The sequence below is a fragment of the Microbacterium sp. ARD31 genome (assembly GCF_031844425.1).
In genome coordinates this window covers 280,594-303,863 of record NZ_JAUZVE010000004.1, presented here as the reverse complement: position 1 = coordinate 303,863, position 23,270 = coordinate 280,594, and the positions used below count along the sequence as shown (strand labels likewise).

Sequence of the window (23,270 nt, the reverse complement as noted above, 5' to 3'; positions counted from 1 at the left end):
CCGTCACCGGAGCGGGTTGTCGACCTCGGAGAGCCGGAGCAGGCGGCATTCGTCGAAACTCGGCTCACACGCGATGAAGAGGGTGAAAGCTATCGGTCGAGATGTCTCCTGAGCCTGCGTCCCCACGATGCCGGCGCGATGGCGTGTTCCCGTGATCGTGTATGCGATCGTTCCTGGGAGCAACTGCCCAGGTGTCGCTTGATCGATCGCCTCGTTCCAGGATGCCGGCACGAACGCCTCATCGACGGTGAGCCACTGGCGCGTGCCATAGGTGCGCAACGTCACCCAGGCGTCCGCCGTCGGCAGGTAAGTGCGAACGTCGGAGGCTAGCCCGGCCGTCTCGGTACCTGAGGGATCCCCTGCGTCGACGATGACCTGGGCATAGTCTGCCGGGTCGAAATCCCTGGCGGTGTCCCAGTTGATGAGCGCGTAAGCCGCGTCGCGCGCGAAGGCCTCGGCACCCATTGTCGAGCGGATCGGGGGAAGCGTTTCACCTGAGGCTCTCGGTTCAGGGTCGATGCCGGCGGTGGTCGGGGCCTTCGGCTCGACGGAGGTCGTCGGCTCGCTGGGCGACGGTGCCAGTACAAGGCCGTACAAGCCGACGCCGATAAGTGCGGCCAGCACGCCGAATCCGATCGAGAGGAGAAGGACGATGCGTCGCCCTGGGCTCATATACGCGGCCATCACGCGATCTCCCGTCCCAGCTGGACACGTGCGCTGCGGAGCGCCGCGAAGAACTCCACGGTCGAAGCGAGTGTCGCTTCGAACTGCTCGAGTTGCTCATCCGTCAGTTCAGTAGCCACAGCCGCGACATCGAAATGGGTCCACCAGAGGTCCAGGTCCTCCCACACACGCACGAACGCACGGACGGGAAAGACGTGCGCCGTCGCAGCGCGAGACCTGGATGGTCGCCGGCGGCGCTTCGCCTCCTTGACTCGCGCGAGAGCCGCGTTTGCCAATTGTTCGAGTTCGTCGGGCGGCTCGAAGTCCTCGGGTGCTTCGAAGTCCTCGAACTGCTGTGGCGGCCCCGGCTCGAGGAGTTGCCTGATTCGCGCGTGTGACGCGGCGACACTTCCGCCATCGTCAATGAGCCGCAGTTCTTCGCTGGCTCTCTCCTTTAGTGCAGGGTCGGCGGCGGGGTCAGCGACAAAGCGCTGCAGCTCGGCGATGCGTTCCAGCGTGGTGTATGACGCCTTTCCGGTGACCAACTGGGCCGCCTGGGTGCGACTCTTGCCTGACTTGAACTGCGGTGGTGCCACGGTGGCACCACCGTCAATTCCATCCCGAGCATCCGGACGGCTGAAACGCGTCGCGGACTGCCGGCGAGCCGCGTCGTCGGCGATGTGGTCCTTCAGTTCGGTGTAAAGGGCGGCCGCCTCTGTCGGCGTGAGCGGCTTGTGGAGGAGGTTCTCGGCCTGCTCTGCCAACAGTTCGGCGAGCCGATCCGAGATCCCGGACCTCACCCACACCTTGATCGTCTTCTCGCCCAGCCGCTTCAGCGCTTCGAGCCGACGAGCGCCGCACACCAGGACGCCTTCCGGTGTCACGGTGACCGGCTGTAGCAGTCCATCGCGGGTGATTGACGCGGCGAGCTCATCGATGTCTCCGAACTCGGTACGGTGCCGCTTCCCGACGACGATCGACTCGATCGATCGTTCGAGCTCGATGTGGCCGACTCTGGTTCCCACGGTCACCGCCTCGATCGCTCGGCGGGGGCTGCGAGACTCACCGCGAGGACGAGATCGTCATCCGTCAGCAGCGAACGCAGGGGTTCACCGATCAGCAGGCGGAGCAGGATGCCGCGTCCGGCTGTCGTCCGGGCGACCTCCGGTTCCGGGTTGCCGAGGACAGCGCGGAGCAATCCGTTCCACGATGCGGACGACAGGTCGAGGAGGGTTCTTCCGTGAACGTCGCGCCGGAGCGATTCCCAGGCGGTCGCACGGGAGGGAACCTCACTGAGTCGTGCACAGATGTACTCCATCGCGGTGCGCGCGGGCGTGCGCGGCCAGCCAAGCAAGGTCATGAAGGCGATCGCATTCTCGACTGCCTCTCCAATCCCGGCGCCGTCCGGAGAGCACCCGTCATCGAGCGCGTCCCCGGCGCCCTGGACACGCAGTGACGGGTGATAGTCGCTCAGGGGGTTCTCTCGGTCACTGAATCGCTCGGGGTCATGAAACGACGAGAACTCGGGTCGGCGCGCCTGGTACACGGAGCACAGCAGGCCGTTCGCGCGTTCCTCCGCGATCAGCGTCACCTGCACGGCCCGAGTGACCACCGCCCAGGGGTCGTCGGCATTGCGCACGGCCGACGAGCGCATTGCGTCGAATGCGGCCGCGGCGGCATCCCATGGATCGAGTCCGTGCTTGCGCGCCAGCTTTGCGTAACGCCGAACGACATACTCCATGAGCGCTGCGGCTTCGGCGTCGCGACGCCAGGCACCGTGGTCCTGCGCGGCGAGGCGTTCGAGCACTTCGCGCAGGCCCTCCGAACTCTCAAACGCGGCGGGCACGCTCGCCGACTCGGAGGAGCCCGGAATGCGCTGAGAGTGCACCGATGCGGCGGCAGCTGAGTGGGAACCCTGGCTCGACATGGCAACCTCGCTACCGACCGATTCCAGAACGACGGACAGACCCGTGATCAGCGCGGCCGTTTCCGAACGCCTCCACCGGCGGGAGGTGAAGGGCCCGTTCACGGATTGCGCGGCGAGTAGCCGCAAACCCCTGCGTCGGGAAAGCGCGCGCTCGCCGGGCGAGCGAGGACTCGAGGTCGATTCCTTGGCCTGCGACGCGCCCGGTGACGGCAGGAACGAGTTCCGTAGGTCGCATCCAGACCACCTCGCTTCGAACCCGCTCAGCGCCGGAGAGGGACAGCGGCTGCCTCGCAAGCGAAGGATCGCCGTGCCGCGCCAACTCGGATACCTCTTCGGGTGACCGCTTGTCGACGAGTTCACGTTCACGCTCGGACGCGTCCACCCGAAGCGGCAGGCCGGGTCGCTCGACTCGCTCGTATTCGTTCATGACGTAACCTCCTTCTGAACCTCAGGTGTGCCGATCGTCCCCGCGAACCACCGACCGACTGTCGACGGATGAACTCCCGTGGCGCTCGCAATCTCCTTGTTCGACATCCCGCGCTGACGCATCAGCGCGGCAACGCTTCTACGGGCACCCTTCTCCGGAACCTCGACCAGCGAGCGAATCGGAACGACTTCTGTGGACAGGTCTCGTGACGTCTCTGCTGTGGAGGAGACGTGAAGCCGGAATCGCTGGGTGAGAACGACCGTCAGGTGAGTGATCGCGAGAAGCACCAGCGGCGGTACTGCGGCAACCGACGCTGCAAGCACGGGACGAACATCGGCATCGGCCGCGACGACGGCATGGATCGAGTTTGCGGCGACCGATACGGCCGCACCGATCATGAGCAGCATCCACGGATACCACGCACTCCGCTGTCCGGCGAGCGCGACGACGGCAACGGTTCCGACGACGATGATTCCGTCCACAATGAGCGGCCACGCCCACGCCTGCGTCGCCGCGATGCCGGACGCGTGGGCGAGATCCGCGAGAGCGGTGAACGACAACCAGAACGCGCCGACAGCGATGAACACGGTGCCGACGACCGCGGTCCATACGGCAATCCGTCCTGACCGCGGGTGCGTCGTAGCGGGGATCACGAGATCACCTGCCCGCTGAGCGAGCGGGATGCTGAACTGCCGCCACTGATGCGAAAGGGTGGCGTCGGCCCCACCACCGTTCGGTACGCAGAGCGGATGGTCGTCAGGATCTCGGCCTGATGCAGCCCCGCGTGCTCCGCAGCAGGCCCGAGTACATTGCGCGCGCTCTGATCAGTGACGCCGTTCTCGGCGAGCCGGCATGCGGCCCAGTACAGGGCGCGGTTCCGCTCGCCCTCAGCCCGTGCGGCCAGCCACGCCGCGATACGCTCCGCGTCAACATCGCGGCGGGCCTCCCCGGGTATCGTCGCAGTTGGAGTCGGCCTCGGGTCAAGGAACTGTCGAAGCGCCGATCCGTCGATAGACACGGCCTCCCCGCGTCCGGCGCCGATCAGCTCATAGGCAGACCTGTTGCCTTCGAACAGCACTTGCGACGGCGGCACGATGACGTAGCCGCCCTCACCCCGGAAGTCGATGCCGGCGCGGGCGGCCTGCCACGATGCCTGAACGCGGCCAGGGTCTGCGGGGTAGTAGGCGTGCATCCCACCGGATGCCGTCTTCACCAGCGCCTGCCAGCGATCCACGAGACCTTCCCGGCGAGAGAGTTCGAAGGCAGCGAATCCGCGCACCCGCCCGTGCACATCGATGTCGACGACCTCGACGCCGGACGCTCGCCCGGTCGGCATGCCGATGTTCGCTTCGGGCCATCGAGACCACCATCGGGCGATCTGCCGGTCGTCGGAGGTTGCGTCGCGGAACCCGTGCTCTGTGAGCGGCCGCTTCTCCGCTGGCTTGCAGGGGAAGATCGGGACTCCTGCCGCAGCGAATCGAGCGGCGCCTTCCCGCGGCGAGAGGCCGATCATTCCGGCGAACAGGGCGACGGTGTCCATCACAAATCCCGGGCGGAGATCGCGGAATCGGCGGACGAGTGCCGAACCCTCACCCTGCGGACATCATCGAATCGTGCCACCGGACCAGCGACGAGAGGCTGAAGTGCACCCCGCTGCGCTGCCCTCGTCAGACCTGGCGGGTCGCCCGAGCCGGCTTGCAACGTCGGCAATTCCGTGAGGATCGTGACCGCTGTCGTCCGCACTCGCTCACCAGTGGCTTGCACCACTTCCACCGGCGTCTTGCCCTCGACGGATGTTGCCCAGGTCGCCACATACGGGATCGTGTACCCCGATGTGTCGAGGCCGTGGGCCGCTCCGATCATCAGAGCAACGGACTCCGCTTCGACCTCTCCGATCCCGCGATGGAAAACGGCATCGGCGTTGTCAGGGCCGTGCAGCATCACGTGCGCCAGCTCGTGCGCCAAGGTCTTCGTACGCGCCGCGGGGTCTATGTCGCCTCGAATGGCAACGCTCCGAGTGAGGTAGTCAGTCATGCCGTTGGCTCCGCCGAGATCGCGATCGCTCCCAACAGTGCGCAGCGTGTACCCGTGTTCGCGTACGAGGGATGCAAGACCATCCCAGAGACCTTTTGGCGCCTCGCCCGCGAGCAACTGCGGAGTGGGGGCATGGGGGATCGGGACACCGCTCGTCTGCGAGGCATCCCACACGTATGCGGGCCGCACCCCGACCATTCGAGTGCGCACTTCGTCGTTGCGTCTCGGGGACTCGCGAGGCGCAAGACGACGCCATGACTCGGCGACCTCTGGGGTGGACGAGGTGAACCGCGCGTGGATGGGCGCAAAGATCATGTACCCGGTCTGGCCGCGATCGACCGACCTCCCAAGCGCGTGCCATTGCCGGAACCCCGCGACGTACGTCGGCGTGGGCTCAGCCACCCTGCCCTGCTCGAACGCAGCGAGGTGTTGCAGCCAGATGAGCATGGTGTTGTTGAACGAACGAGAGCGGAATCGCGCGGCGAACTCAAGAGCTCGCACCCAGTCATCGCTCGTCACCAGCGTGGCCACGGCATCCGCCAGCTGAGCGTGCAGCCGTTCGAGCTTCGCCTCAGTGGAACCGACGGCGTGGAGTTGGTGAGTCATGGCGGGGGCACCTCCTTCTGATCAGCCGACAGAGCGGCTTCCTGTGGGAGGTACGCGCGATCTCACCGGAGCCGAACAGCGGGCGCGAACGACCGACCCGAGATGGTCGCATAGCGGTTCACGCTCGCGCGGGGCGGCCTCACGAAATTCGGGCGCACCCGCGAGCCGGCTGTGCGGGGGTGGAGTGCCGGCAACTCCGCTGATCCGTCCTGGGCGATGACCTCCTCTTTGAGCATGCTCAAATTGCTTAGGAGTTGTTTCTAGCACCGACATTGATCATGCGCAATGATTGATTTGAGCATGACCAACGAGTACATTGAGCATTCTCAACGCCAGTCGACGGGCGCTCACAACCGACAAGCCTTGCCTCACCCGAGGGGAAGGGTGGTCCACCGAAATGACAGAAGACGAGAGCAAAGTGGCCGCGGAAGACCTCGCGAAACGCCTCAGGCTGCTCCTCGACGTCGCGATCACCGAGTCGGGTTCCGAACCGACCTACGCCCAGATCGCCGCGTTCCTCGAGAGGCGCGGCATCAACCTCTCGAGATCTCGATGGACATACATGGTCAACGGCCATCGCTACGTGCAAGATCCCGCGCTGTTCGAAGGGCTGGCTGCGTTCTTCGACGTGGATACCGCGTTCCTGCTGGGCGAGGACGGGGTAGCGATTCCGGACAAGGTCACCGCGCAACTGGATCTCGTGCGGGCGATGCGGGCAGCGAAGGTGAAGTCGTACGCCGCGCGCACGCTGGGGGACATCTCCCCGAAGGCTCTTCAGGCGATCAGCAGATTCCTGGATGAGGAAATGACACATAACTGAGCAGTGCCCTTGCCGGTCCGTTGTGGCCCCCACCGGCACATGCTCCCCAGACGGGAGTGACATCGTGAATATCGAGCAGACCGTGTCGACGGCCGTCGCAGACCTTGCGCTGGGTAGCACCTTCACCTTTGACGATCTCGTTGGGGCAATCCAGGATCACCGGCAGCGCACACTCAGAATCGTGGAACTTGCGGATCTCGGCGACCACGATGGCATCTGCGCGGTGTGGCTCATCACCGAGTGCGAAGACCTCGTCCTTCACGCGCACAGCGACTCCGTCCTCCATCGCCAGCAGTTCGTCCTGCACGAGTTCGCCCACATGATCCTCGGGCATGGAGAAGACGACGAATGTTCGACGGAAAGCTTCCTGCTTCCCGACATCCCCGCCCGGACTCGGCGTCGACTACTCACTCGTCAAGATTTGGACTCTCACACCGAGATCGCGGCGGAGGCCTTGGCTGATCATCTCGCTGCGGCGATCAGAGGCTCGGTGTACGGCGAATCGCGCTATCTCGAGATCTTCGGGTGATGCAGACCTTCGTCGCGGTGCTGATGTGGCTGCTCGTGGCGAGCCTGCTCATCTTGCGCCGCGGACGAGCCGAGCGGAGCATCACCTACGCGGCGATCACGATCGCTGTCGCTATGACGATCAACGTCGATGCGGTCTACCGCTTCATCGATGCACTCCTCGGCGGCTCGAATGTCGCCACCCTCATCGGGGACTGTGCGCTTATGGTCGGGATCTTCTTCCTTGGCCGAGGGATCATGAAAGCGGGGGAGTATCAGCCCGGCGCTGTCCGCATTGCGCTGGGCCCCGCTGCCCTCCTTGTTGCGCTGAGCGGCGTCGGGGTCGCCTTCTTGCTCATCGACCGTGGTGCCACGACGACCAACTTCATGATCGATCTCGGAGCGCAACCTGCAGCAGCTGCGTACTCAATGATCCAGTTCACCTACTACGGAATCGTCGTCGGCACCATGGCAGTCCTCGCGAGTCGCCAGTATCGGCTGAGTACTGGTGTCCAGCGTCTGCCAGCCGGCTCTCTCGTCGTCGGTGCGCTCCTCGGAGTCGTTTTCTGTGTCGTCGTGCTCATTATGGACATCGCGCACGTTGTCGGGCGAGTAGACGTAATGGCCGACGTGTCGATCGCGTATGGGCCGCTTTACATATCGACATTCCTGTTTCTCTGTATCGGACTCGCTGGGCAGCCGACCGTGCGCTACCTGAGCGCGCGCCGGAGGGTGGCGCGAACACGCACGCTCATTGGGGAACTGTCGCCCGCATGGCGAGCGGCGACAATCGTTCGCCCGGGATTGAGTCAGACGGATGCCGCATCCGCGCAATCCGATGGCCTCGAGGCACAGTTGCATCGACATGTAGTAGAGATCCGCGACGCGATGATCGACCCGCGCGTGTCGTTTTCTCTCAACGCGGGCGACCGTCACATCCTTGAACGTGCGGAGCGGCATCTCCTCGGAACTGACGGCGCTCAACCTCGCGCGTCGGTTGCGCCGGCCACTCGGCGCATGTCTCAACGAGGAGCGAGATGAGAGGCCCGATCGCGCTGGCAGGCGTTATGACGGCCGTCGCGTCAATGACGTTGGGCCTCGGGTTTGTGATCGCGCGGCGACTGACCGCCGCTCCGAACTCGCGCCGATTCGATCTGACCATCTGTGCCGTCGAACAGGATGGCGACCGGCGTTCGATCGTGCTCGATCGAACGCACCAAACTGAGTCCCAAGGTGAGTTCACTCTGCTGTTTCCAGGTGGCCAGTGGGTACAGCTGGCTGCCGAAGTCCTCGATCGCGGGCCTGGGCGCATCGCGCGTCAAGTGACGGCAACCGCACCGGGCTTCACACCGCTAGCCGAAGAGCGCGCCTCGTGGAGCGGCATCTACTTCCTGACGCCCATCGATGCGGGCCTCAGCGCATACGACATCGCCATCCCCACTCCGTCGGGGCCTGCGCCAGCGTGGCGCATCGATGGCAGCGACTCGCAGTCAACGAGGTGGGCTATCCACATCCATGGGCTCGGCAGCCCGCGAGCCGGAACGCTGCGAGGTGTGCGAGTCACCACCGAACTGGGCTACACGTCCCTCGTCGTCAGCTACAGGAACGATGGCGAGGGCCCGAGACGCGGAACTGGTCGGTCAACCCTCGGCGCCACCGAAGTCGACGACGTGGACGCTGCGATCCGGTACGCCATCAATCAGGGCGCGCGTCAGGTCGTTCTCTTCGGTTGGTCGATGGGAGCACAGGTCGCGCTCCAACTCGCTGCGGGGCCGCGTTACAGGAGGCTGATAGCCGGGCTCGTCCTTGAGTCGCCCGTTCTCGACTGGGTAGCGACGATCAAGGCGAACTGCGCTCGCGCCGGGCTGCCTGCCGCGGCGGGGCTCCTTGCGCTCCCGTGGCTCATATCGCCTTTGCTCGCACGCGCAGTCGGCCTGCCTGGCAGTATCCCTCTCGGGGATCTCAACTGGATCTCGCGCGCGCAGGAGCTGGCAGTACCTACGCTGATCTGCCACGGAGCGGATGACGACTCGGCGCCGCCAGCCGTCTCTCGCAGGCTTGCAGCGCTGCGTCCAGATCTCGTTCATCTCAAAGTCTTCGACGCGGATCACACGATGACGTGGAACTCTGACCAAGAGCGTTGGCGGTCCACTGTTGCTGCCTGGCTTATCGCCGAGGTTACAAACTGACTGATGCTGGAGTAGTGCCCCTTAGCGTGGTGTAGCCCTCTTTTGCCCGGACCGGGCCAGGACCTACCGAGATTGCGCAACAGCCTGTTGCGCAATTGCCGTAGGGCAACATCACCGTGCTCCTGGACAAGCTCCTCGGTCCCGAACTGCGGGACTGGTACGCCGGCCAAACCCTGACGCACGGATGGACCGGTGCCACGCTCGAGCACCCCATCAAGACCACCGCTCACCTGCGGTTCGGCGGGGCGCCGACGAACTTCGATCGCATCCTGGACCCGGGTGCGTCCGAGCTCGCAAAGCAGATCACGAAGGATCCGTACGTCTTCGACTTCCTTCGCATCGAGCCGGGCCACGCGGAGCGGGAACTCGAGCAGGCGCTGGTGGAACGCGCCATAAAGACCCTCGGAGAGTTGGGCAGCGGATTCAGCTTCGTCGGCCGGCAGGTCCCGTTCGACGTGGACGGCGATGAGTTCTTCGTCGACCTGCTGTTCTTCCATCTCGAACAGCTGCGCTACGTCGTAGTGGAGCTCAAGGCAGGTAAGTTCAAGCCGGAGTATGCCGGCCAGCTCGGCTCCTATGTGGAGCTTGTGGAGGGACAGCGACCCAGATCGCATTTGCTTCTGCCAGAACCGCCAGGACGCCAACCTAGAAGGCAGCCCGCCAACGCCGATTAGTCGCCCAGCGAGCAATGGTCCGAGCGTGTAGCCGAGGCTCTTCCACGACCCATAGCGACCGAAGTAGCGCCCCGTGCGACCAGCGCCGGCCAGGCGGGCAACCGTGGCAGACGACGCTGGCGAGAACGCTGCGGTGGCGGCGCCCTGCCCCCAGTCGTGCAACCGCCAGCATGATGGTGTTGTCAGCGCCAAGCCCGAACGGCGACAGTCCCGCAAACGCGAGGAGACCGCCGACGATCACGGGTTTGGCCCCGATCCGATCCGACAGGGATCCGAACAGCGGCTTCAGCAGGAGTTCGGCGACGTCTTACAGCGCCAGGATGTCCATCACCCGTGCGGCGGCGTTGGCACGGTAGCCGAATCATCATCGCCAGCCGAAGGTGGGTACGCTTCAGGAGTCTCCTGAGGGAGGGAGGACGGCGTGAACCTGGAGCTGGCGGTGGTCCTCGCACTTCTGATCGCGGCGATCGTGATGTTCGCGATCGGCCGGCCGCGCATGGATGTGGTTGCGCTATTGATGATCGTCGCGCTGCCGTTGACCGGCATTCTCTCCGTCCCGGAGACTCTCGCGGGTTTCGCCGATCCGAACGTCGTGCTGATCGCCGCGCTCTTTGTCGTGGGTGAGGGGCTCTCCCGCACGGGGGTCACGTACCGGCTCGGGGATTGGCTGGCGCGTACGGCGGGTGCGAGTGCGACGCGGGTGATCGTGCTGCTCATGCTCTGCGTCGCGCTGCTCGGCGCGGTGATGAGCTCGACGGGCGTCGTCGCGATCTTCATTCCGGTCGCGTTGAGCGTGGCATCCCGAACGGGCATCTCGGTCAGGCAGCTGTTGATGCCGATCAGCTTCGCCGGTCTCATCAGTGGCATGCTTACGCTGATCGCCACGACGCCGAACCTAGTGATCGACGCTGAGCTGCGGCGGCACGGTCTGAGCGGTTTCGGCTTCTTCGCCCCCACCCCGTTCGGGCTTGTCATCCTCGCCCTGGGCATCGGCTACATGCTGGTCGCTCGTCGGTTCCTCGGCGCGGAGGCGATCGCGGATGCCGGTTCGCGCACCTCCTTCGGGAGCCTGATCCTCGACTACGGTGTGGACGCCCGCACCCGCCGATATCGAATCAATGCAGGATCGCCGCTGATCGGCCAACGACTGGCGGATGCCGAGTTCGGCGGCGGCGCGATGGTCGGAGTCCTGGTGCTCGAGCGCACCCGCCTTTGGCGTAAGACCGTACGCACCTCCGACGACGACACGATCCTCACGGAGGGCGACATCGTGGTGGTGGACCTGGAGGTGCCCAGCGCGGAGAGACGTCGTCTCCGGCTCGAAGAGCTGGCATTGACACCCGACTTCTTCGAATCGTACTCACGTCAGGTGGGTATGGCCGAGGTCATGATCGCGCCAGACTCGTCCGCGCGCGGCCTCAGCGTGCGGAGCATCCGGTTCCGGGAGAAGCACGATCTCGTCGTGCTTGGCGTCCGTCATCGGCGCGAGGCCGCCGGGCCGGCATTCCCCGTGATCCGCCTCGCCGCCGGCGACACACTGCTCGTCGCCGGCGGCTGGGATTCCATCCACCGGCTCCAGGCGCAGCGCCAGGATTTCATCATGCTCGACCTCCCGGCCGAAGTGAAGGAAGTGGCCCCCGCCGCCAACCAGGCCCCCTTTGCGATCGGCGCGGTGCTCGTGATGGTTGCGCTGATGATGACAGGCATCGTCCCCAACGTGATCGCCGCGCTCATCGCGTGCCTGCTGATGGGGCTCTTCCGCTGTGTCAACATGCCCAGCGCCTACCGATCGATCCACTGGCCGACGATCCTGCTCATCGTCGGAATGCTGCCGTTCGCGCTCGCCCTTCAGCGCACCGGCGGCGTGGACCTCGTCGTCGATGGCCTGCTCGGCGGGCTCGGCGACGCGAACCCGACGATCCTGCTTGGCGGCGTCTTCGTGCTGACCGCCGTCATCGGGCTCTTCGTGTCGAACACTGCGACGGCCGTGCTGATGGGTCCGATTGCGATCGGCATCGCAACACAGCTGGGGGTCTCGCCCTATCCGTTCGCGATGGTTGTCGCTCTGGCGGCTTCCGCCGCGTTCATGACACCCGTGTCTTCGCCGGTGAACACCCTCGTGGTCGAACCCGGCCGCTACAGCTTTCTCGACTTCTTCAAAGTCGGAGCACCCTTCACCATCGTCGTCCTCCTCGTCAGCGTGTTCATGGTGCCCCTCGTCCTCCCCTTCTGACCGACACCACGCGCCCGCCGAGGAGTGCACCCCGTCACGGTTTCACCCGCCAAAAAAGTGACGCCGCCCACCGACGGGTTCAGCGACTTCACTTCTCAACCTCGCGCAAGGATGACGGCGTTCCGAGCTGGCGGCGCGCGAGACCGGATCGAAGTGCGTATGCACTCGGGAAGCCCGCAACGCCGGATTCAGAGCGCTGGCGACGACCTCGTTGCACTCCAGCACGCTTCTTTGCGTGACGCACCGAATTGCCTCTGACGGACGCATTGTGACTATCGAAACGGGTGTCTACAATCAGAGGATTGCAATCGCGTCGGCGGCGCACAGGTCACAAAGCAAAAATGAGCTGGAGGCCGACAGCAGTGCAGTCGCTCGCTCACTGCGGTAGCGCAGCGTGCGCTGGACGGGCGATCATGCGTAACCGCACCCTGCCAAGGAGCACGCCAGATGAATATTTCTGAGACCGACCGCTCCCGCGCCGAGGCGCCCGCAGCGTCCTGGGCCATCACTGGGGGGGAGGTGTTGCGCGCTGTCGCTAGCGGGCCAGAAGGCCTGACGGAAGGCGAGTCCGAATCCCGTCTCGCGCGCGACGGTCGCAACGAATTGCCGACTCCGCCCGAGCCGTCCGTCTTCAAGCGTCTGCTGGCCCACTACGCTGACGTTTTGATCTACATCCTCATCGTGGCGGCCGTGCTGAAGGCGATTAGGGGTGACTGGGTCGACTTCACCGTGATCGCTGTTGTGATCGTGGCTACTGGGCTGATCGGCTTCATCCAGGAAGGTCGTGCGGCGTCGGCGCTCGCGGGATTGCGCAAGATGCAGTCGTTGAGCGCGCAGGTACGGCGCGACGGGACCTGGGGAGTGGTCGACTCCGCGACCATCGTCGTCGGTGACGTCGTCCGCGTTCGTAGCGGCGACCGGGTGCCGGCGGACGTCCGGCTGTTAACCTCCGGGCGGCTGCAGATCGACGAGTCTGCGTTGACAGGCGAGTCGGTGGCCGCCGACAAGAGCGATGAGATCGTGGCTGCGGATGCGGGCATCGGGGACCGAACGTCGATGCTCTTCTCAGGGACGATCGTCACGGCGGGCAACGGCGAGGGCGTGGTGGTGGCTACGGGGCGGGACACTGAGATCGGCCGTATCTCGGTGCTCGTGTCCGAGCAGGACCAGATGGACACCCCGCTCGCCCGACAGCTCGCCCACCTGGGTAAGCAGCTGTCGATCCTCATCGGCGTGCTCGCCGTTGTCATGTTGCTCATCGGCTGGTTCGTGCACGGCCTGGATGTTGATGAGCTCATCTCGGCGGCCATCGGGTTCGCCGTGGCTGCGGTGCCAGAGGGACTGCCCGCCCTGGTGACGATCACGCTAGCGCTCGGCGTGCAGCAGATGGCTAAACGCCACGCAATCACACGCAAGATGGAGGCGGTTGAGACCCTCGGCTCCACGACGACCATCTGCTCTGACAAGACTGGGACGCTCACTCAGAACGAGATGACCGCCCGGACGGTCGTCACGGCAGTAAGCACATACACAGTCGAGGGCACCGGCTATGACCCCGTGGGTCGGGTCGTCAACTCCGACGGCCAGACCGCCGACCTCGCCGTCCACCCCGACCTCTCCGATCTCGTGCTGGCCGCCGGTCTCACCAACGACGCCCATGTCGAACAGACGGAAGACCGCTGGCGGGTTGTCGGCGTGCCGACCGAGGGAGCCCTCGACGTCCTGGCGGCGAAAGCCGGCGCAGCCACCGGCGCCGTGACCCGCGTCGGCGCGGTGCCGTTCGAGTCAACCCACAAGTTCGCAGCCACCCTCGACGAGCTCCCGACCGGCTCAACCCCCGACGGCGTGACCCGATTCGTCCACGTGGTCGGCGCCCCGGACCGCCTTCTCGACCGAGCCGACACCGAGCGCTCTGCCGACGGCGGCACCGCACCGCTCAACCGGGCGGCGTGGGAGGAGCGGATCGACGCACTCTCGGCCAAAGGACTGCGCGTGCTGGCCGCAGCCACACGCCCGGCCGACGGTGTCGACAATATCGTGCTGGGCGACCTCGATGGCGGCCTGACTTTCCTCGGCATCATCGGCATCGTCGACCCACCACGCCCCGAGGCAACTGCGGCGATCGCCGAGGCCCACGCTGCAGGTATCCGCGTGAAGATGATCACCGGCGACCACCGCGGGACTGCGACGGCGATCGCCCGTGAGCTGGGCATCGCCCCAGCGGAGGGCGAAGTTCTCGCCCTGACCGGCGCCGACCTCCAAGCGATGGACGACGACGAACTCCGCCGGGTCGTACGTGACGTGGACGTTTACGCTCGTACCTCCCCGGAGCACAAGCTGCGGATCGTGCGCGCCCTGCAGTCTCACGGCGAGGTCGTCGCCATGACCGGCGACGGCGTCAACGACGCCCCTTCGATCACGCTCGCGGACGTTGGCGTGGCCATGGGCATCAAGGGAACCGAAGCGACCAAGGAAGCGGCGGACATCGTTCTCGCCGACGACAACTTCGCGACTATCGAACGCGCTGTCGAGGAAGGCCGGCGGATCTATGACAACATCCGCAAGTCCGTAGTCTTCCTGTTGCCAACCAACGGCGCGCAGGCCCTTGTGATCATCGCTGCGGTCCTGGCGGGGATTGCTCTGCCGCTTTCCCCGGTGCAAATCCTTTGGATCAACTTGGTCACCGCGCTCACGTTGTCGTTGACCTTGGCGAGAGAGCCCGCAGAGCCAGGCATCATGCGGCGCATGCCGCGCTCAGCGACGGAGCAGGTCCTGTCGTCGCGGGCGATCGCCGTCGTCCTCACCGCCTCGGTCGTCATCGGCGTCGCGACCTTCGTCGTTTACCTTCTCGAGCGCGACCGCACCGGCGATTACGCCGTGGCGCAGACGTCCGCAGTCCTGATGCTCGCCCTCGGCCAGCTCGCTTTCCTTTTGAACTGCCGTCTGCTCAACGGTTCCGCGTTCACTGTTCGGGTACTTACCGGGAACCGCAACCTGTGGATCTCGGCCGGCCTGCTGATGGCTCTGCAGATCATGTTCACCTACGCGCCGTTCATGAACGACTGGTTCGACTCAACCCCCATCGGTTTCCACAGTTGGGCACTGACAGCTGGCCTGGCCGTCGGCGTTTTCGTGGTGATGGAAGGTGCCAAGGCCGTCATCCGACGGATTGGAAACCGCACGCCGCGAGAGCAGGGAGCACTGCCCGCAGGAAACGCGACGCATCGGGCTTGACGCTAAGCCTGTATCCACCGGTCGACGTGAGATTCTGACGGCTCGTCAAACCGAGAACGCTCATCTGATCAGGTGCAATAGGACTTGTCTAGAGCTCACTAAGGCTGCTCAGCAGCTCTGGACGTCATAGCCTGAACCCATGCGCGCAACTTTGATTGATGAGCGGGATGTCACGGAGGAGATCCATGACGCGGTGTTCCGCGTGTGGGGCCATCTGAATGGCGATGGCGCGGTCGCAGTGTATGAGATGGAGGGCGCCAGCCTGGTTGAGACTATCGACTGGGCGCGCGCGAACTTTCGTGAGGCCTGGTCCCTTTCAGCCGACATCCGCGGGTCGGACCGAGTCACAGCGGTGTGGCTTGTGGGCTCTGACCCGTCCGACCGCGCGGACCGTTCTGTCTAGATCGTTCTCCAGATTAGGTAGTTGTCACAACACACCGACAGCCGATCAGGTGGGTCCGAATGAGACCGTCACCCTGGTCTCCACTCAGGTTGTCACAGACAGCGTGACCACCTCTTCTTGGCAAGGCTGCGCAAGCCGCCGTGACGGCTCGCGCGCCTCGAGCACCTCGCCATCTCGTTTGCGATCCCGCTCATCGCACGACGATGGTGGTTGTCGCGAGCCGGGCGAGAACCTGTTCACTGGTGGAGCCGAGGAGGAACCGTGCCATCGCCCCGCGGCGGTGCGATCCGACTATGGTGAGGCGCGCGTGCGCCGCGACACGGTTGATGAGGAGGGCCGGTTCGCCCCGTTCAACGACCAGTTCCAGTCCCAAGTCCGGGTACTTCGAGGGAAGCCCACCAACAGAGCCGGCTAGCGTTTCCGCGGCCATGCGGTGCATGATGCCCAGGTAGTCGTCGGGGTAGGACCTGAGACCGAGAGGTACCGTGACTGGCGACCAAGCGCTGACGGCGGTGAGCACCTCTGCGGACCGGTCCGCCTCGGCGGCGGCGAACGCGATGGCGGCCTCGGACACATCTGCTCCGTCGATGCCGACGACGACCCCGGTTCTGCCAGTCAGGTCCAGGTCGGGTACGACGGCGACCGGACAGTGTGCACCGGCGGTGATGCGGATCCCGTGCGGGCCGCGCGCTGGCCCGGTCTCTGGGCCGCGGTAGTCGCTTCCGATGACCAGCAGAGCAGCTCCCTTGGAGGCGTCGATGAGCTGTTCCACCGGTTTGCCCCGCCCGATCCGCGTCTCGACGGGCACGCCGTGCGCTCGGACGCGCTCAGCCTCCCGATCGAGAAGGCTTCGTGTGAGCTGGAGGGCCTCCTCGATGACTGGTCCCTCCCCGCGGACACCTTTCGCGCGGCCAATGATCGATACCAGCTCGAGCCGGTCACCACGCGCTGCAGCTCTCTCCACGGCCCAGTCCACGGCCCGACGAGACGCAGACGCATCCGTCACACCGACAACCAACTTCTCATTCATGTTGCACTCCTTCTCATCGAACGGGTTCTCAGCCCTGCGTCAACGGCAGATCGGCCCGACGCCGCATCCTCCGTCACGTCGGGCTCCGGGCTGGACAAAGAGGCTGCTGCGCGGTCGAAATGAAGAATCGGGGCGCCGCCGAGGCTGCGGAGCACTGTGTGCAGCGGGCCTCTGTGGAGCTGACCCGAGACACGAGTGGACGGATCCTTCGCGCGAATCTCGCCGACCAGCCGGCAAAGCTGCTCCCTGGCCTGGGAGGCGTGGCAATTCCGTTCGGCGATGGTCTCCCATGCTCGGTCTTCGACGACGCGAATGATACGGACGCCACCGCTTGTGCGAGCAGCGCCAGCCCAGGCGTCCCGAACGGTCTCCGGCGGTTCGCTCTCTCCGGTCAACAGCACGACGGCCCCGGCATCCATGGGACGAGTCGGACAGCCATCTTCAGAACGCGATCGGAGGGGTTGTCCGTGTGCAGTGCTCATGGGTCTCTGCCTCCTTCTTCTACTATCCGGGGGCCAGCCCGGCGCACGTAGGGCCGGAGGTCCTGTTGGCGGGGCCTCCAGCTGTTCCGGTCGAGCACGGCCGGCGGGATCGAGGTTGGGCTGCGAGGTGGTCAAGGATTGCAGGTCTCGCACCATTGCGGGTCGGCGAGGGTTGAGGTGCGTGGTCGGGTGTGGGTGGTGTCGCAGGTGCTGCAGGCGTGGATGTCGGCGGCGGGCAGATGCGTGGGTTGACCGCACGTGCCGCAGGGGAGTCCGGGGATGGTCTTTACTCGCCCGTATCCGGGGCTGCGGCAGCCGGGGCAAGGGGTGGAGAGCCGCCTGGCCATGCGGGAGCAGAGATCTCGGAGGATGTCGGCGCGGGCGGGTGAGCGATGCGCACGATAGTCCGGCAGCACCGACACGGGCACGTTCTGGTCGAGGAGCCGGTTGACGGTGATCTCAAGTTCGGCCGGGCTGTGGGTGTCTTTGTGGGCGTGGGATCCGTGGTCGTGGTGGGCTTGCACGATGACGCCTTGGTGGGGAAAGCCGAGGCTGGTGGCGTAGGAGAGGGCTTGCGCGCTGGTGAGGATGTGCCGGCCCGGGGGCAGGGGGAAGCTGGCGGTGCGGGATTCGACAACCTCGATCCCGCGGTCCTCGTCGAGGAAGAGGACGAGTTCGTTGTGTCGGGTACTCCACCCGTATTCGGTGGTGAAGCTGCCTTCGCTGGCCAAGCCTGCTGTGAGGCCTGCGGTGCGGATTCCGAGGCGCGCTTTGGCGCGCGCGGTTTCTCGTGGGGGGAGGGTGCGAGGAATGTCGCCGGCGAAGGTTCCGAACTGGTCAGTGTCGATTCCGGCCACGCCGAGAACTGTGGCGCCGAGGATTGTGTGGAACGGGCCACGGGCGAGATGTTCTTTGCCGTGCATGGTGGCGAACGCGATGACGGCACCGCGGTAGGGGTGCGGGGTGGGTGTCATTGGAAGTAGTCAGGTCGGCTGACGTAGGTGTCGGTGGCGAACATGACGCCGCTGCAGCTGGTGAACAATTCCCGTGCTGCGGTGATGAGCTCTTCGGCGCGGTCGGTGGGGAGGACGGTGATCAGCATGGTGAGGGTGTCGTAGTCGTTGAACAGCAGCGCACCGGAGTGTTGGCCGTGGTGGCCGATGCCGGAGACGCCGGAGACGGCGGTGTAACCGGTGGCGCCGGCAGCGGTGATCAGGGCGCGGACCGAGGGGGCGTCGCGGCCGGGGACGACGAACTCCACCTTCGTCATTTGGGTCAGTCCGTGCATGAGCGGTTCTCCTTGCTGTGTGTGTGGGCGGGTGGGCTCGACCAGCCGTAGCGGGTGTACCGGTGCCAGGGGGTGTTGGGGGAGGGGCGGGCAGTGAGGGTGATCCAGTCGTTGTCGAACAGGTCGCGCAGGACCTGGTTGCCGGAGATGATGTCGCCGATCCTTTCCAGCGGGGCTTGGATGATCACGCTCAGGCGCAACGGTTCGTGCAGGTAGTTGTCGCCGACGGCGACGGATTGCCAGGGCAGTCCGCGGCGCAGGTCGCCGCTGTGGCCGGCGAGGACGCCGATGCCGCCGATGGCGTTGTGGATGGTTTTGGTGCCGGCGGAGAGCAGGTCGGGGTTGAGGGTGGAGAAGTAGTACTGGTGGTTGATCCACTGCGCCACGATCATCGGGGCGGTCAGGATGGTTTCCAGCCCCGTCCCGCCGGGGTCCATCTCGGCGCGGTAGGAATGCAGGAACACCCGGCGATGCAGGTTCACACTGGCGGTCATTTCCCGGGGTCCGATGATCATGGCGGCGTTGCCGGCCAGTCCCAGCTCTGGGTAGACCTCTGCCCAGTCGTGTGCGCGGGCTCTCAGCCGCGCCAGGGACTGGTGCGGGTGTGCGCCGGGGAGGCCAGTGGCTCGCTCGCGGACGAGGAGATCGGCGGCGTCACGTGCGCGCGTGCTGAACTTGGCCAGTTCGGCGGCGTGGGTGCTCGGGACCAGGTGCGGGTCCAGCACGGTGATGGTGTCGGCGACGGTGTTGTGCAGTGCGGCGACGAAGATGGTGTCCTGCGGGATTGTGATCCCGCGGGGGGCGAGCGCTGCCCGGACGGTGGGGTCGTTGAAGATCGCTGCGGCTGCTCGGGCGTTGACTGCGCCTGGGTTTCCGCCGCAGGCGCCGCAGTCCAACGCTGATTGGTAGAGGTTGTTGGTGCTGGTGGATCCGTGTCCGGTGAGGACGATGAGCGGCGCGAACTGGTGCAGTCCCATCATCGTGACCGCAGCTTCGGCCAGCGTCGCACGCTCTTCGAGGCTGAAGGCATCCGAAACGGTGACCTCGCTGGAGGAGGGCGGCGCGATGAGGGTCCGCCACGTGCGGGTGAGGGTGTGGTGCAGGCCGGGGGTGAGGGTGCGGGTGAAGGTGGCGGCGCCGTAGAACCAGCCTGCGGTTTCGGCCAGCGCGAACGGGGTCGCTGTTGCGTTCTCGGTGGTGTGCAGGGCGTGTGCGGCGGCGTCGATGAATCGGAGCCCCTGGCCGCGTCGGTGGGCGCGTTGGGGGCTCGTGGGTGATTCGGTGACGGCGTGGCGGGGACGCAACAGGGCGGGAAGCGAGTCCACCGCCCCGCGGCCCTGGTGGGACGTGAACCGGACGGGGACGCCGAAGAACCCGGCGAAGCCGAGCGTCTCCACCCCCGGTTGCGTTTCCAAGTGACGGCGTACCCCTTCGGAGCGCGGGTCGATACACATCACCACCTGCACCGCCGGCCGGTCCGGTGCGGTGCTGCTCTGGGTGATCGACTGAAGCAATGCGGCCCGATAGTGGCCGTCGTAGGCGGCTTGCCAGGTGAACGGATGATCGGTAGGGGCATGCAGGATCAGGATCCGGGCCACCATCGCCACCTCGGCACGGGTGGGCGCGGTCGCCAGGGTGGCGGAGATCTGTTCGGCGCGCTCCCACAATTCCCTCCCCGGGGCTGGGGTCTCCTCGCCTGCCGGTGTGGGGTGGGCCGCGGAGGGTGGCAGGGGCAGGTCGAGGGCATGGCGGAGGGCGAGGCGGACGGCGAGATATTCGGTCAAGTCGATGTCGCTGTTGTGCTCGGACCGCCATTTCAGGTAGCTGGTCCACCCCGGAAGCGCAGCCAGCTCTGCTGTGAGGGTCTCCACGGTGGTCGTGTCTCCGACCCCGAGATGAGTGAGGGTTGCCGTCAGCGCGGGCAGAGCCCGGTCGGGGAGGGAGCGGATCCGCCGTCGTGCCAGCCTGGTCAGGTGCGGGTCGTGGACGGCCAGGGCGTGCCAGGCGCGGTAGAACCCGTGCTGCCGTCCGGGTATCGGCCACTGCGGGTCGGGGTCCACGAATGCGGCCACCCACTTTGTGATGTGCTGCTCGAGCGGATCCGCCGGCGGCGATGTCCTCGGAGTCGGCGGGCGGGTGTCGGGACGGAGCAATTCCGCGACCAGGATCTCTTCTGCCGACCAGGCCATCCCGCCGAGCTCGATGACAGGTAGCCCGGCGAGTTCCCCGATCCGCTCCCGCAGAGCGGTGATCAGGTCGGCGCGCGTGATGCGGCCTGACGCGAACTGGGCGTGGTACCGCGGGAGAGTCTGGGTGAGCGCGACTCCGGGTTCGGCGATGTTCTCGAATCGGGTGCTCTCGTGTGCAGCGAGCGGGTTGAGCGCGATGAACGATCCGATCGGCCAGCTGGCCATGACGTCGTGGGCGGCTTGGGCGACATGGGCCTGGACCAGCAGACTCATCACACGGCCTCCTTCTGACGGGCACGGGCAGGGCCGATCCGGGTGGGCGCGGAGACCGTCGATTCGGCGAGGGTCCGCGCATACAGGGCGCTGTGCATCCGGCTGGCCGTGCGCGGGGAGTTAACGAGCAGCTCCAGACCAAGCAATAGGGCGGCGGGGATCAGCAGCCACCAAGGCGATGCCGGCTGGATTGACGCAGCGGGAGTGATCAGGTGTTCGAAAATGCCGAGGAAGGCGACGTACGAGAATCCCAGGACAGTGAGTCCGATCGCCGCGGCCGTGAGAGTGGCCGCTGTCATCGAGCGGCGCAGCCCGGCTGCGACGGCAACGGCGGCGGTAAAGGCGACGAATCCGAGCAGGGCCAGGCTCGCGGGGGTTGCCTGGGGGGCGAGCATTCCCTTCGCTGCCACGAGCACCGCCACAGGCAGGGCGGTGGCGAGCAGGACCGCTGCGACCGTTCGGGAGCGGGGGGATGGTTCCGGGGCGGGCCAGGTCCGCTGCTCGGCGTGGTTGGCCACTCCGGTGCCGGCGGAAAGGAACAGGGCGGACTTGTAAAGCGCGTGGGCGATCAGGTGGAAGATGGCCGCAGCGAACGCGCCCAGCCCGACAGCCATCATCATGAAGCCCATTTGACCGGCGGTGGAGAACACCAGCCGGCCCTTCACGTCAGGTTTGACCAGCCGAACCGCCGTGGCGTACACCAGCGTCGCCGCGCCGGCTGCGAAGATGACCAGCATCGCCGCAGCCACGGGCGCGATCAGCGGGGAGAACCGGATGACCAGGATGGCGCCGGCGTTCACGACCCCGGCGTGCAGCAGCGCAGAGACGGGGGTCGGGGCCGACAGTGTCGCGGGAAGCCACCGGTGGAAGGGGATCTGGGCGGACCGGCCAAGTGCCGCGACCACCAACAGCAGAGCCACCGCGACGACGATGCCCTCCGGCAGTGTCGCTGACACCGATCCCACCTCTGCGAGGCGAATATCTCTCCCGGCGGCCAGCGTCAGGACCAACACCGCCACCACCAGGGGGGCGTCCGCGATCAGGAAGCTCAGCCCAGTCCGCCGGACCCCTTGACGGGCCTGTGGCAGCGACCCATAGGTGTGCAACAGGAAGACCAGGGAAACGCCCGCCGCGATCCAGCCGATGGTGAAGGTGACCACCGTCCCCGCACACACCATCACCACGGTGCTGCCCGTCAACGCGTTCGCCCACACTGCGAACCATCGTTGCCGTAGGTCGCCGCGCAGGTAGCGGAGCGCGAACATCTGGATCACCGCGCTCAACCACAAGACCAGCGTCAGCATCAGCACCGCCACCGCGTCGCCGGCCCAGAGGCCCCCGGACGGCGGCTGCTGCCCAGCTAGTACCGCCAGCAGCCGGGCGGCGATAGCAGCGAGGGCGCCTGTTCCCGTCGCCCATGCAGCGGCCCGCGCCACGGTCCCGGCCGATGCCGGGAGCAAGGCGGCGACCACGACACCGACCCACGGTGCCGCTATCGCGATCGTGAAGACCACACTCCCCATCAACCACACCCGCTTTCACCTGACACTGGAAACACGAAAAACATAGCACGTATTGTGATTCGGTAAATGCGTATGCGGAAACGAGTGGGGTGGAACGGTAAGATGGGGTGATGGCGCAGTGGACCTTTCTCACCAATCACGCCCATGTTCTGCTGTGCGTGGCAGCCAACCCGCAGATTCTGTTGCGGGACGTCGCGAGCCTGGTGGGGGTGACCGAGCGTGCGGCGCAACGCATCGTCAGTGAGCTTGAGCAGGAGGGGTACCTGACCCGGGAGAGGGTCGGGCGGCGCAACACCTACCGGCTCAACCCGGACCGTCCGTTGCGGCACCCCCTGGATCGGGGCCATCACATCGGCGAACTCCTGGCCGTCTTCTCGGCGTCGGATGCATCAGAACACGCGCCCAGCGCAGCCTGATCTCAGCCGCGCGTTCGCAAGGGCTCGCCGGTAGGCGCTACGCAGGAGGAGGGGAGCGATGGCCGAGTGGACGTTCTTGACGCATCACGCGCACGTATTGCTCGCGATTGCGGGTAACCCAGACGCGACCGTCCGTGATATCGCTGCGGTGGTCGGAATCTCTACACGCTCGGCGCTCACGATCCTCAACGATCTCGAGAACGCTGGGTATCTGGAGCGGGAGAAGCGCGGACGACGCAACCACTACGTCCTGTATCAGGACCGTCCGCTGCGGCATCCCGCGAACGCCGCGCATACCGTGGACGACCTGATCCGCGCACTGCTGGCCATCCACTAGACCCGCTCGTTGTCG

At 66.0% G+C, this 23,270-nt stretch carries 21 protein-coding genes; 10 read left to right on the top strand and 11 right to left on the bottom strand.

Annotated elements, in window-relative coordinates; translation table 11 throughout:
- Positions 1 to 3 precede the first annotated feature (3 nt).
- From Q9S36_RS15015 to Q9S36_RS14990, 6 genes are all read right to left on the bottom strand, one after another.
- Positions 4 to 684, bottom strand: a complete 681-nt coding sequence (locus Q9S36_RS15015; RefSeq protein WP_311285894.1) for a hypothetical protein — start codon at positions 682 to 684, stop codon at positions 4 to 6.
- Positions 684 to 1,688, bottom strand: coding sequence for a ParB N-terminal domain-containing protein (locus Q9S36_RS15010; RefSeq protein WP_311285785.1), 1,005 nt, complete (start codon positions 1,686 to 1,688; stop codon positions 684 to 686). Before Q9S36_RS15010 ends, Q9S36_RS15015 begins: the two co-directional genes overlap by 1 nt.
- Before the next feature lie 2 nt (positions 1,689 to 1,690).
- Positions 1,691 to 2,590, bottom strand: coding sequence for a hypothetical protein (locus Q9S36_RS15005; protein WP_311285784.1), 900 nt, complete (start codon positions 2,588 to 2,590; stop codon positions 1,691 to 1,693).
- Between the two features lie 423 nt (positions 2,591 to 3,013).
- Positions 3,014 to 3,604, bottom strand: a complete 591-nt coding sequence (locus Q9S36_RS15000) for a DUF2637 domain-containing protein (protein ID WP_396653770.1) — start codon at positions 3,602 to 3,604, stop codon at positions 3,014 to 3,016.
- A 62-nt stretch (positions 3,605 to 3,666) separates the two neighbouring features.
- On the bottom strand, positions 3,667 to 4,557 hold the full coding sequence (locus Q9S36_RS14995) for a bifunctional DNA primase/polymerase (RefSeq protein WP_311285783.1): 891 nt from the start codon (positions 4,555 to 4,557) through the stop codon (positions 3,667 to 3,669).
- Entirely contained in the window at positions 4,557 to 5,657 is a 1,101-nt protein-coding gene (locus tag Q9S36_RS14990; RefSeq protein ID WP_311285782.1) for an ArdC-like ssDNA-binding domain-containing protein, read from the bottom strand. Before Q9S36_RS14990 ends, Q9S36_RS14995 begins: the two co-directional genes overlap by 1 nt.
- Before the next feature lie 397 nt (positions 5,658 to 6,054).
- Here Q9S36_RS14990 and Q9S36_RS14985 point away from each other — a divergent pair, with 397 nt between their 5' ends.
- The 8 genes from Q9S36_RS14985 to Q9S36_RS14945 all read left to right on the top strand — a co-directional run bounded on the left by Q9S36_RS14985 (position 6,055) and on the right by Q9S36_RS14945 (position 15,717).
- Positions 6,055 to 6,477, top strand: a complete 423-nt coding sequence (locus Q9S36_RS14985; protein ID WP_028495558.1) for a hypothetical protein — start codon at positions 6,055 to 6,057, stop codon at positions 6,475 to 6,477.
- Positions 6,478 to 6,541: 64 nt separating this feature from the next.
- The gene (locus tag Q9S36_RS14980) at positions 6,542 to 7,006 is read left to right on the top strand and encodes a hypothetical protein (protein ID WP_311285781.1); all 465 of its coding nucleotides are present in this window, start codon (positions 6,542 to 6,544) and stop codon (positions 7,004 to 7,006) included.
- Positions 7,006 to 8,025: a hypothetical protein gene (locus tag Q9S36_RS14975; protein WP_311285780.1), complete on the top strand. Its 1,020-nt coding sequence runs from the start codon at positions 7,006 to 7,008 to the stop codon at positions 8,023 to 8,025. The genes Q9S36_RS14980 and Q9S36_RS14975 overlap by 1 nt, the downstream gene beginning before the upstream one ends.
- On the top strand, positions 8,022 to 9,173 hold the full coding sequence (locus Q9S36_RS14970; RefSeq protein WP_311285779.1) for an alpha/beta fold hydrolase: 1,152 nt from the start codon (positions 8,022 to 8,024) through the stop codon (positions 9,171 to 9,173). The genes Q9S36_RS14975 and Q9S36_RS14970 overlap by 4 nt, the downstream gene beginning before the upstream one ends.
- Positions 9,174 to 9,289: 116 nt before the next feature.
- Positions 9,290 to 9,847 (top strand): PDDEXK nuclease domain-containing protein, encoded by a 558-nt coding sequence (locus Q9S36_RS14965; RefSeq protein ID WP_311285778.1) that lies wholly within the window; start codon positions 9,290 to 9,292, stop codon positions 9,845 to 9,847.
- A gap of 421 nt (positions 9,848 to 10,268) precedes the next feature.
- Positions 10,269 to 12,080, top strand: a complete 1,812-nt coding sequence (locus tag Q9S36_RS14955) for an SLC13 family permease (RefSeq protein WP_028495562.1) — start codon at positions 10,269 to 10,271, stop codon at positions 12,078 to 12,080.
- A gap of 447 nt (positions 12,081 to 12,527) precedes the next feature.
- A complete protein-coding gene (locus Q9S36_RS14950; protein ID WP_207475923.1) occupies positions 12,528 to 15,314 on the top strand; it encodes an HAD-IC family P-type ATPase in 2,787 nt (928 codons plus the stop codon).
- 139 nt (positions 15,315 to 15,453) lie between these two features.
- A complete protein-coding gene (locus Q9S36_RS14945) occupies positions 15,454 to 15,717 on the top strand; it encodes a hypothetical protein (protein WP_028495563.1) in 264 nt (87 codons plus the stop codon).
- A gap of 190 nt (positions 15,718 to 15,907) precedes the next feature.
- Here the strand turns inward: Q9S36_RS14945 and Q9S36_RS14940 are convergent, their stop codons facing one another.
- The 5 genes from Q9S36_RS14940 to Q9S36_RS14920 form a co-directional block, all read right to left on the bottom strand.
- Positions 15,908 to 16,747, bottom strand: coding sequence for a universal stress protein (locus Q9S36_RS14940; protein WP_028495564.1), 840 nt, complete (start codon positions 16,745 to 16,747; stop codon positions 15,908 to 15,910).
- Between the two features lie 613 nt (positions 16,748 to 17,360).
- Positions 17,361 to 18,203: a DUF6671 family protein gene (locus Q9S36_RS14935; RefSeq protein WP_251449792.1), complete on the bottom strand. Its 843-nt coding sequence runs from the start codon at positions 18,201 to 18,203 to the stop codon at positions 17,361 to 17,363.
- Positions 18,200 to 18,517 carry a P-II family nitrogen regulator gene (locus tag Q9S36_RS14930; RefSeq protein WP_028495566.1) on the bottom strand — a complete coding sequence of 106 codons (318 nt, stop codon included), beginning with the start codon at positions 18,515 to 18,517 and terminating at the stop codon, positions 18,200 to 18,202. Before Q9S36_RS14930 ends, Q9S36_RS14935 begins: the two co-directional genes overlap by 4 nt.
- On the bottom strand, positions 18,505 to 20,979 hold the full coding sequence (locus Q9S36_RS14925) for a DUF2309 domain-containing protein (RefSeq protein ID WP_311285776.1): 2,475 nt from the start codon (positions 20,977 to 20,979) through the stop codon (positions 18,505 to 18,507). The genes Q9S36_RS14930 and Q9S36_RS14925 overlap by 13 nt, the downstream gene beginning before the upstream one ends.
- A complete protein-coding gene (locus tag Q9S36_RS14920) occupies positions 20,979 to 22,493 on the bottom strand; it encodes a proton-conducting transporter membrane subunit (RefSeq protein ID WP_155947952.1) in 1,515 nt (504 codons plus the stop codon). The genes Q9S36_RS14925 and Q9S36_RS14920 overlap by 1 nt, the downstream gene beginning before the upstream one ends.
- A gap of 119 nt (positions 22,494 to 22,612) precedes the next feature.
- On the opposite strand from Q9S36_RS14920, the gene Q9S36_RS14915 reads away from it, so the two are divergent.
- Positions 22,613 to 22,918 (top strand): winged helix-turn-helix domain-containing protein, encoded by a 306-nt coding sequence (locus tag Q9S36_RS14915; RefSeq protein WP_036272261.1) that lies wholly within the window; start codon positions 22,613 to 22,615, stop codon positions 22,916 to 22,918.
- A gap of 58 nt (positions 22,919 to 22,976) precedes the next feature.
- Positions 22,977 to 23,255: a helix-turn-helix domain-containing protein gene (locus Q9S36_RS14910; RefSeq protein ID WP_311285775.1), complete on the top strand. Its 279-nt coding sequence runs from the start codon at positions 22,977 to 22,979 to the stop codon at positions 23,253 to 23,255.
- The last annotated feature ends 15 nt before the right edge of the window (positions 23,256 to 23,270 follow it).